The 9,287-nt window shown below is 64.8% G+C and carries 7 protein-coding genes and 1 pseudogene; 5 read left to right on the top strand and 3 right to left on the bottom strand.

Annotated elements, in window-relative coordinates:
* Positions 1-1,259: pseudogene (locus VHL31_RS26025) on the top strand (malto-oligosyltrehalose synthase); the annotation flags it as partial.
* 207 nt (positions 1,260-1,466) lie between these two features.
* On the opposite strand, the gene VHL31_RS26020 reads toward VHL31_RS26025, so the two are convergent.
* On the bottom strand, positions 1,467-3,860 hold the full coding sequence (locus VHL31_RS26020) for a transketolase (RefSeq protein ID WP_329664162.1): 2,394 nt from the start codon (positions 3,858-3,860) through the stop codon (positions 1,467-1,469).
* 131 nt (positions 3,861-3,991) lie between these two features.
* Here VHL31_RS26020 and VHL31_RS26015 point away from each other — a divergent pair, with 131 nt between their 5' ends.
* The 3 genes from VHL31_RS26015 (at position 3,992) to VHL31_RS26005 (ending at position 6,692) form a co-directional block, all read left to right on the top strand.
* The gene (locus VHL31_RS26015) at positions 3,992-4,462 is read left to right on the top strand and encodes an Lrp/AsnC family transcriptional regulator (protein WP_329664161.1); all 471 of its coding nucleotides are present in this window, start codon (positions 3,992-3,994) and stop codon (positions 4,460-4,462) included.
* 145 nt (positions 4,463-4,607) lie between these two features.
* Positions 4,608-5,603 carry an SDR family oxidoreductase gene (locus VHL31_RS26010; protein WP_329664160.1) on the top strand — a complete coding sequence of 332 codons (996 nt, stop codon included), beginning with the start codon at positions 4,608-4,610 and terminating at the stop codon, positions 5,601-5,603.
* Positions 5,604-5,948: 345 nt separating this feature from the next.
* On the top strand, positions 5,949-6,692 hold the full coding sequence (locus tag VHL31_RS26005; RefSeq protein ID WP_329664159.1) for a DUF4336 domain-containing protein: 744 nt from the start codon (positions 5,949-5,951) through the stop codon (positions 6,690-6,692).
* 57 nt (positions 6,693-6,749) lie between these two features.
* Here the strand turns inward: VHL31_RS26005 and VHL31_RS26000 are convergent, their stop codons facing one another.
* Both VHL31_RS26000 and VHL31_RS25995 read right to left on the bottom strand, forming a co-directional pair.
* Complete coding sequence (locus VHL31_RS26000; RefSeq protein WP_329664158.1) at positions 6,750-8,339, bottom strand: calcium-binding protein; 1,590 nt, start codon at positions 8,337-8,339, stop codon at positions 6,750-6,752.
* Positions 8,340-8,482: 143 nt separating this feature from the next.
* Complete coding sequence (locus VHL31_RS25995; protein WP_329664157.1) at positions 8,483-8,671, bottom strand: hypothetical protein; 189 nt, start codon at positions 8,669-8,671, stop codon at positions 8,483-8,485.
* An 89-nt stretch (positions 8,672-8,760) separates the two neighbouring features.
* On the opposite strand from VHL31_RS25995, the gene VHL31_RS25990 reads away from it, so the two are divergent.
* Positions 8,761-9,045: a hypothetical protein gene (locus VHL31_RS25990; protein WP_329664156.1), complete on the top strand. Its 285-nt coding sequence runs from the start codon at positions 8,761-8,763 to the stop codon at positions 9,043-9,045.
* The last annotated feature ends 242 nt before the right edge of the window (positions 9,046-9,287 follow it).

The raw sequence follows: 9,287 nt of genomic DNA, 5'->3' as shown, positions 1-9,287 counted from the left end.
TCTCCGGTGGTCTCGTCGCCCAGCCCAAGAGCGGCTTCAGCCGTCATGTCGCCCTGCGCTGCGCCATGAAGTTCCAGCAGCTGAGCGGGCCGGTCATGGCCAAGGGGCTGGAAGACACGGCCTTCTACCGGTTCAACCGCTTCGTGGCGCTCAACGAGGTGGGCGGCCATCCAGAAACCTTCGGCACCACCTTGTCGGCCTTCCACCGGGCCAACCAGCAGCGGGCCGATCACTGGCCGCACGCCTTGCTGTCCAGTTCCACCCACGACACCAAGCGCGGTGAGGACACGCGGGCGCGGCTGGCTGCTCTGTCAGAGCTGCCGGAGGAATGGCAGCGACAGGTGCAGGCATGGAGCCGTATCCTGCGGGCACGTCGAGGTGATGTCGAAGGCACCGCACCGCCGGACCGCAACGATGAGTATCTGTTCTACCAACTTCTCCTCGGCGCCTGGCCGGTCGAGCTTCTCGACGATGCCATGGATCAGGCCGTTCTCGACACGCTCAAGGAGCGGCTGAAGGGAGCGATGACCAAGTCGGTGCGCGAGGCCAAGGTTCATACGAGCTGGACCGCACCCGATCAGGCCTACGAGGACGCGGTGCTGGGCTTCGTCGACGACGCGCTGGACGCCGAGCGGTCCAATGCGTTTCTCGACGCCTTTCGTCCGTTCGCCTTGCGCGTAGCCACCTTGGGCGCCACCAACACGCTCCTTCAGACGGTGCTGAAGCTGACGGTACCAGGCGTGCCCGACATCTACCAAGGTGCTGATCTCTGGGACTTGAGCCTGGTCGACCCCGACAATCGTCGCCCCGTTGACTACGAGCAGCGGGAGCAGTTGCTGGCAGATGTCAGCTTGGCCCTGGCGCGCGATCGCGGCCACGCCATGCGGTCGTTCTTCGAGGATTGGCGCGACGGACGGTTCAAGATGGCTGCCATCCAAGCCCTCTTGCAGCACCGCCGCCGCTGCCCAGCCTTGTTCGGCCAAGGCAGTTACGAACCGGTGGCTGCAACGGGTACCGACGCAGAGCGTGTCTGTGCCTTTCTGCGTCGGCATGAGGGGCAGGCCTTGCTGGTGATAGCGGCGCGTTTCCCCGGTCGTGGCACGTCCATTGATGCCCAACTACCTGCTTTGACCGACCTTCAGGGGCGCAATTGGCGCGATCTGCTGACGGGACGTGACGTCGAGCTTGGTGGCGGCGGTCAGCCGATCACCGACCTGCTGACCGACCTCCCCGTGGCGGTGCTGGTCAACGGTAGTTGATCAACAGCGTCCAATGCTTGCGAGCAAGCAGCAGCTCGTGGTCGAGCTAAGGCCCGCCTAAAGCCAATGGGTACGAACAATCGATCGGCTTCTGCGCTGCCGCCAAGCCTGCGTTTCGCAGTCGTCCGTACTCTCGTCCCGGACCACGTGGATGCGCTATCTGAACCAAGCGTGATCCGAGGCTAGCTGTGGCCCGCTCCGGCGGGCTCAGCTGGCTGGCCTCAGGTACCGGATGGGCCGCCCTGGCGCGATCACCTCAGCAGCTGCAACAATGCTCTGCGCGTCCAGGCCGTGCCGCCGGTAGAGGTCTGCGATGGTCCCGGTCTCGCCGAAATGCTCGACCCCCAGCGAACGCGTGCGGTGTCCCATCACCGAGCCCAGCCAGGCCAGCGTCGCCGGGTAGCCGTCCAGCACCGTCACCAGGCAACAATTGGAGGGCAGGGGTGCCAGCAGCCGCTCGATATGGCTGCGAGCATGGATGGCTCCGCTTTCCCGGGCCCTCTGTGCCGCCGTCCAACCGGCGTTCAGCCGGTCGGCCGATGTGATCGCGAGCAAGCCGACATCGCGGCGATCCTCGGCCATCAGCCCCACCGCCTCGATCGCCTCGGGCGCCACGGCACCCATGTAGGCGATGACGACCTGCGGGTTCGGGCCAGGCTCGCGCATCCAGTAGGCGCCGTCAACGACCTGCTGGGCAAAGCTGCCCGTCAGCGACCGATGGGGCTGCTCCAGCGAGCGTGTCGACAGGCGAAGGTAGACCGATCCTCCCCTGGCGTCGCGCAGCCAGGAGCGCTCGTCCGGATCGGCATCTCCGCTCCGCTGCAGGTAATCGAACGCGAAGCGCAGGATGATCGCCAGCTCGTCGACATAAGCGGGCTCGAAGGCGGCCAGGCCATCCTGGGCCATCCCGATCATCGGCGTGCTGATCGATTGGTGGGCGCCTCCCTCGGGCGCCAGCGTCACGCCGGACGGTGTCGCGACCACGATGAAGCGGGCGTCCTGATAGCAGGCATAGTTCAGGGCATCGAGGCCGCGCTGGATGAACGGATCGTACAGCGTCCCGATCGGCAGGAGGCGCTCGCCGAACAGCGAATGCGACAGGCCCAGCGCGGAGAGCATCAAGAACAGGTTCATCTCGGCGATACCGAGCTCGACATGCTGGCCCTTGGTGGAGAAGGTCCAGTTGTAGGTGGAAGGGATACGCTCGGCCCTGAAGAGGTCCTGCATCTCCTCCTTCGCGAACAGGCCGCGGCGGTTCACCCACGCTCCGAGGTTGGTGGAGACGGTGACGTCCGGCGAGGTGGTGACGATCCGCGCGGCAAACTCGGAGTCGGTTCGTCCGATATCGTTCAGGATCAGGCCGAAGCCGGCCTGCGTGGAGAGCACGGCATGGTCCGGCGTTGCCAGTTGTGCCGGCACCTCGATGCGTGCGGCCTCGTAGCGGCGTCGACCGCGCGCGCGGAACGGAACCGCGTCCAGAAAGGCCCGGAGATCGCCCGGTGCCATCCGCAGCCCCTCGAAGGGCTCCCATTCATGCCCTGGCCGCACATGGTTGGCCGTGCGAAACGTGTCTAACTGCTCCCTGGTCAGCAGCCCCGCATGGTTGTCCTTGTGGCCGGCCAGCGGCAGACCCATGCCCTTGACCGTATAGGCGATGAACACGGTCGGCCGGTCGTGGTCGATGCGCTCGAACACGTCCAGCAGCCCCGGCAGGTCGTGCCCGCCGAGATTCGTCATGAGCCTGGCAAGCTCCTCGTCCGACCGGCGTTCCAGGAGTGCTGCGACTGGCCCCTGGTCGCCAAGATCATCCATCAGCCGCCTGCGCCAGGCGGCACCGCCCGAAAACGTCAAGGCCGAGTAGAGCTGGTTCGGGCAGGCGTCGATCCAGTCGCGCAGCCTGTCGCCACCCGGCTCCGCAAATGCCGCCTGCTGAAGGCTGCCATGCTTGAGGATGATGACGTCCCAGCCGAAGGCACGGAACAGCGCCTCGAATCTGGCATAGACCCCCTCCCGGATCACTGCGTCCAGGCTTTGGCGATTGTAGTCGATGATCCACCAAGTATTGCGCAGCCCGTGCTTCCAGCCCTCCAGCAGGGCCTCGAAGATGTTGCCTTCGTCCATCTCCGCATCGCCCACCAGGGCGATCATGCGGCCCTCCGGCCGGTCCTGGTTCCAGCCATGCCCGTGGATGAAGTCCTGCACGAGGCTCGCGAACAGCGTCTGCGCGACACCCAGTCCAACCGATCCAGTCGAGAAATCGACGTCGTCCGTATCCTTGGTACGCGAAGGGTAGGATTGCGCCCCCTTGTACGAGCGGAAGCGCTCCAGGTTGGTCCGGCTCTGCTCGCCGAACAGGTACTGGATGGCATGGAAGATCGGGCTGGCATGGGGCTTCACGGCCACCCGATCCTCCGGACGCAGTACCGCCATGTAGAGGGCAGTCATGATCGTCGCGAGCGAGGCCGACGAGGCCTGATGGCCACCCACCTTCAGGCCATCGTCGGACGGACGGACATGGTTGGCGTGGTGGATGGTCCAGGTCGAGAGCCAGAGGATCTTGCGTTCCAGCTCTTCGAGATACGGAAGGCGCGGATCGCTCATGACATCCCCTGATCCTGAAGTCTGATGACGATGGTATAGGCCGGAGCCAGCGGAAGAGGCTGCTGATTTTAGCTAGCGTCCACACGTGGATTGCCGGATTCCTGCGTGCATAGCCCGACTGGTAGTTGCAGATGCCAAAGTCACCCCTCGACACGATCAACCGGAAGATCCTGACCAGTCTCCAGCGGGATGGTCGCATGGCCTTTCACGATCTCGCTGCCCGAGTAGGCTTGACACCGTCACCCACACTGCGGCGGGTACGGCTCCTGGAGGAAGCCAAGATCATCCGCGGCTACGTCGCGGTGGTCGACCAGAAGGCGGTGGGCCTACCGATCAGCATCTTTGCATCCGTCAAGCTGGAGCGGCAGCGCGAGCACGACATCAACCGCTTCGCCACGGCGGTCGAGGGCTGGCCGGAAGTTGTCGAGTGCTACCTGATGACGGGCCAGCGAGACTACCTCCTCCGGATCGTCGTTCCGGATCTGGAAGCCTACGAGGTGTTCCTGAAGACGAAGCTCACCCGGCTCGAAGGCGTCGGCTCGATCGAGTCGAGCTTCGCCCTGGCCCAGGTCAAGCACACCAACGTCCTGCCGATCCCCTGAACGTCCGCACCGCATATCCGCTGGGCCGCAAGCCTGGGCGGAACCCGAGTGGTCAGCCATGGTTCAGGTGGCAGTTTGCTGCATGGCCGCATGCAGTTCTTCTCCTGCCATCGGCAAGACCTGCTTCAATCGGAGACGATCCACGATGTCCATGAGGAACATTCCTCCCGTCATCGTCATCACTGGTGCGTCCAGTGGCATCGGTCGGGCCACCGCTTATGCCTTCGCCAAGCGCGGCGCGTCGCTGGTGCTCGCCGCGCGCCGCGCGCGGATGCTGCACGAGACGGCGCAGGAATGTGCGGAACTGGGCGCTACTGCCATGGCGGTTCCTACGGATGTCACCGACGAGAGACAGGTTCAGGCACTCGGCCGCCGCGCAATGGAGCGGTTCGGCCGCATCGACGTCTGGTTCAACAACGCCGGGGTCGGGATTTTTGGCCGCTTCGAGGATCTTCCATCGGATGCGTGGCGCCGTGTGATCGAGACCAATGTGTTCGGCTACATGCACGGTGCGAAGGTCGCGATGCGGCAGTTCCGGGCGCAAGGACACGGCACGCTGATTCAGAACGCCTCCATCGTCGGGCGCATCGCCAAGCCTGATTCATCTGCCTATGCCACCAGCAAGTTTGCGATCCGGGGATTCTCCGAGGCGCTGCGCCAGGAAGTGCTGGACCAGCCGGCCATCCAGGTCTGCACCATTCTCCCCTCGGTGATCGACACGCCGTTCTTCGAGCATGCCGCGAACTTCAGTCATCACCGCGTGCGCGCTGCGCCGCCTGTGTACACGCCGGAGAAGGTGGCCGACACGGTGGTGGAGCTTGTCGACCATCCGCAAGCGGAGGTGGTGATCGGTGGATTCGGCAAAGTCGGCAGTTTCCTCAAACCGCTGCTGGGTCCGTTCGGCACCCGCATCAATGGCAGGCTGCTGAATGCAGGGTTCCTCGCGAACGAACCGAGCCCTCCCACGAGCGGCAATCTCTTTGCGCCCATGGAAGACGGCCGGCGTGTCCGCGGTGGCTGGCGGCACGGGCCCAACAATGGCGGCGTGCCGACGGTGGCCCTGCTCGGGCTGGCAGCGCTCTCGATGGGTCTCCTGGCTTGGCAGCGCTCGCGCGCCGACGACCGGTCTCGATACGCATGAGGAAGAACGTCCCACCTACCTTGATGTTCTATGTTTGTTCCTTATATTCTCCCGTGGTAGCAGAACACCCCGGGGGCAAACGCCGTGGATCTTCGGCACATGGACGTTCGTCACGTCAGCCACGCGATCGCGCGAGTGCTGGAGCGGACGGCACAACTGAGCGGCTACGCCGAGCCGGCCGGCGTTGCTGGCCATGCAGGTCAGGTCATCACGGACAAGCCGCATGTTGGACCTGCGAGGTCCGAAAGGGCCGTGGATCCAGCACCGCGTCCGGCAATGAAACTGCGGGTCCCCGTCCACGCCTGAGGGCGCGCCGGCATGGCCTCGCATCCAAGGGGAGCGGCCATGCCTGCGGATCATGACGTGACCTATCCGCCGCTGGACGTGGCCAAGCCGGTTGCGCCTGGCGTCTGGATCGTCGACAGCGGTCCGCACAGGATGCTGGGTCTGCCCATGCCGGTCCGCATGACCGTGATCCGGCTGGCGAACGGCGATCTGCTGCTGCACTCGCCCACCCGCTTCGACGACGGCCTTCGGCGACAGTTGCAGGAACTGGGCCCGATCCGTCATCTCGTGGCCCCCAACATCGCGCACTGGTCGTTCCTCAAGCAGTGGCAGGATGCCTGTCCCGATGCCGTGACATGGGCGGCACCCGGACTGCGCGAGCGTTCGCAGGTCCAAAAATCCGGGCTGCGCATCGATCGCGAACTCTCGGCAGTGGCGCCGGCGGACTGGGCGCAGGAAATCGAACAGCTGGTCATACCGGGCGGTGGCGGATTCACCGAGATCGCTTTCTTTCACCGTCCGACACGGACGCTGGTCCTGACCGACCTTGTGGTGAACGTGGAGCCCCAGAAGCTGCCCTGGTGGATGCGTCCCGGCGCGCATCTCGTCGGTGCCACCGCGCCGGACGGCAAAGCGCCGGCTTATCTCCGAATGCTGGTCAAGATGAAGCGGAGCGAGGCCGCGCCAGCTGCTGAAAGGCTCATCGCGATGGAGCCCGAGCGCGTCATCTTCACGCATGGGCGCTGGTTCGACCAGGAAGCCACTGCCCAGCTACGCCGTTCGCTGGCCTGGCTGACAGGCTAGGGACACCAGCGAGGCGCTGGCGCGGATGGAGATCGTCCAGCCGCGCCTTTCGCCAAATCAGAGCATGAAGTCCGAGGCTGCCAGGTCGAACGTGCCGACCAGTGCCACCTGCATCTCCACGCCCTGGCTGCCATAGTTGTTCAACTCGACGATGGTGTTGCCGTCCTCGTGGAAGTAGCGCACCTGCCCGACGGCGCTGAAGGCGGTCTCGCCGATGAAGCTGAGGGAGCCGTTTGCGAAGGTTGCGCTGTTGTTGTCGAGCAGGGACAGGTCCAGCTTGTCCTGGCCTTGAGCAAAATCCACGACCAGATCGCGTGTTGTCGTGGACAGGCCACTTTCGGTGATCGAGGCAAACTGGAACCTGTCGGCGCCGCTGTTGCCGTGGAGGGTGTCCTTCCCTGTTCCGCCAACGACGATATCCTGGTCGGCACCACCCTTGAGGATGTCGTTGCCAGCACCGCCCATCAGCACGTCGTTGCCAGCAAGCCCGAAGAGCTGGTCCGCTCCGCCTTCCCCATGCAGGACGTTGGTTGCACCCGAGCCAGTCAACTCATCGGCGTGACCGGATCCTTTCAGGTTCTCGATGGAGACGAGTGTGTCCCCGGCGGCATGGCCGCCAGAGGGTGAAATGCCGTTGAGGGCCACTTTCACGCCAGCCTGCGACCCCACATAGGACGCCGTGTCCGTGCCCGTTCCGCCGTCCAGGAAGTCGCCGCCACCACCGCCCTGCAGCGTGTCGTGGCCGATATCGCCGAACAGGCGGTTGGCAGCGTGGTCGCCGATCAGCGTGTCGTCGAAGTAGGAGCCGATCAGCCGCTCGATACCGTAGATCGTGTCGCCGGCTGCGTCTGCTCCTTCGCCCTGGTGGGTCTCAAGGTTGACCATCACGCCGCCGTTCGAGCCGTGATAGACGAGCGTGTCCAGGTCCTGTGCACCGCCATCGATGTAGTCGGCGCCTTCGTCACCGTAGATCGTGTCGTTGCCGTCCTGGCCCAGCAGCCGGTCGTTGCCGCCATCGCCGCCGAAGAGCTGGTCGTTGCCGCTGCCACCTTCGAGGCGGTTGGCACCACCATGTCCAACCAGCTGATCGTCATAGTTGGTTCCCGTGACGTTCTCGATCCCGACCAGCACGTCGTGATGGGCTTCGCCCCACAGCCCCTGGCCGGTCCCGAGGTGAACGAACACTTTCCCGGATGCACCGACATAGCTTGCCGTGTCGATGCCACCGCCGCCCGACAGCCCGTCCGCGCCGGCGCCACCACGAAGCAGGTCGTTGCCGTTCTCGCCGAACAGCTCGTCGTCGCCGGCCTCGCCATAGAGCCCGTCGTGGCCGGCACCGCCGAATAGGATGTCGTTGTCGGTGCCTCCCTTGATCTCGTCGTTGCCGCTGCCACCCAGCAGGATGTCGTTGCCCTGGTCGCCGAACAGGTAGTCGTCCCCGGCGTCGCCGTTCAGGCTGTCGTTCCCATAGCCGCCATGCACATGGTCGGCGTGGTTGCCGCCGAAGGCGACGTCGTTGCCCAAGCTGGCATAGATGTCGTCCAGGCCATCATGGCCATAGATCCTGTCATCGAAAATCGTTCCATTGATCTCCTTGTCGATAATGATCGAGTCGTCGTCGTTGGTTCCGTGAATCACAATCGGCATATTCGGTCCTCACGTTCATCCCGGGCCTGCTGCGCGCCGGATGTGCCGTGACCATGCCGATCCTGTCTTTCCGGGTGATGTCCTGCAGTTGAGCCGCAAGGTTTCTATTGTTTCTCTGCCGGCAATACGTTGCGGGAGCCGGATCATGCGACGGTGTAGACGCTTGCCGGCCGGTGCTTGTGGCGAATGGCAATGGTACTGATCGCCCTGAAACGGAAGCGTGCCGCCGAGGCGGCCAGTGTCGCCTCGCTGACCAGCAGCCAGGTGCCGCGGTCCTTGTTCGCCGCCTCCAGCCTTGCTGCCAAGTTTACGGTCAGAAGGCCGGTGTTCATGCCGATGCGCTCGCTGAGCGTGACCCCTGGAAGGTGCGGCCGCTCGCCAAGCCGCTGGCCTTGAGTAAAGCCTCGAGCGCATGCGCAGCATGTCCCGGATCGTCGACGGACAAGTTGAACGTTGCATGACGGCGTCGACAAACCCGTTCAGCATCGCGACGACCTCGTCCGGCGCCAACGGCGCGGCGATCGACGTGAAGCCCACGATGTCCAAGAACAGGACATTGGCAAGGCGCTGGCTCGGCCGAGGACGCCGCGATCGGCGGCCAGGGCGCGCGACGTCTTCGGGAACGTATCCGCCGAACGTCCTGGAGGTCAGGTCGCGCTTCGCTTCCGCGATCGCCCGCATCACGGCGAGGTCTGCTGCACGGTGAGCGCAGAACCACCGACGTCACGGGTCGCGCTATGTCGACTGTGATGATCGTGGCGCGACCCGATGATCCGGTGGTGGACGATCCCGATCAGCGCGGACAACCCGATGGCGCCCAAGATGGCTGCGGCTCGTCCCGGCGGCGCGACACACCCATACCTGCCAAGGCGACCAGCCAGGCCAGGACGGCCAGCCGCAAGCCGTCCTGCTAGGCTCGCAGGAGGACTTCCTAGGCGTCGACCCGAG

Source organism: Geminicoccus sp. (assembly GCF_036263595.1).
Taxonomy (GTDB): Bacteria; Pseudomonadota; Alphaproteobacteria; order Geminicoccales; family Geminicoccaceae; genus Geminicoccus.
Note: the sequence above shows the minus strand (reverse complement) of the source record. Positions and strands in the feature narration are given on the sequence as shown.

Coding starts and splice junctions, on each gene's coding strand:
- VHL31_RS26005 (WP_329664159.1), top strand. CDS start 5,949: ATGCCTGCGGATCATGACGTGACCTATCCGCCGCTGGACGTGGCCAAG.
- VHL31_RS26015 (WP_329664161.1), top strand. CDS start 3,992: ATGCCAAAGTCACCCCTCGACACGATCAACCGGAAGATCCTGACCAGT.
- VHL31_RS25995 (WP_329664157.1), bottom strand. CDS start 8,671: ATGAACACCGGCCTTCTGACCGTAAACTTGGCAGCAAGGCTGGAGGCG.
- VHL31_RS26010 (WP_329664160.1), top strand. CDS start 4,608: ATGTCCATGAGGAACATTCCTCCCGTCATCGTCATCACTGGTGCGTCC.
- VHL31_RS26000 (WP_329664158.1), bottom strand. CDS start 8,339: ATGCCGATTGTGATTCACGGAACCAACGACGACGACTCGATCATTATC.
- VHL31_RS25990 (WP_329664156.1), top strand. CDS start 8,761: ATGTCCCGGATCGTCGACGGACAAGTTGAACGTTGCATGACGGCGTCG.
- VHL31_RS26020 (WP_329664162.1), bottom strand. CDS start 3,860: ATGAGCGATCCGCGCCTTCCGTATCTCGAAGAGCTGGAACGCAAGATC.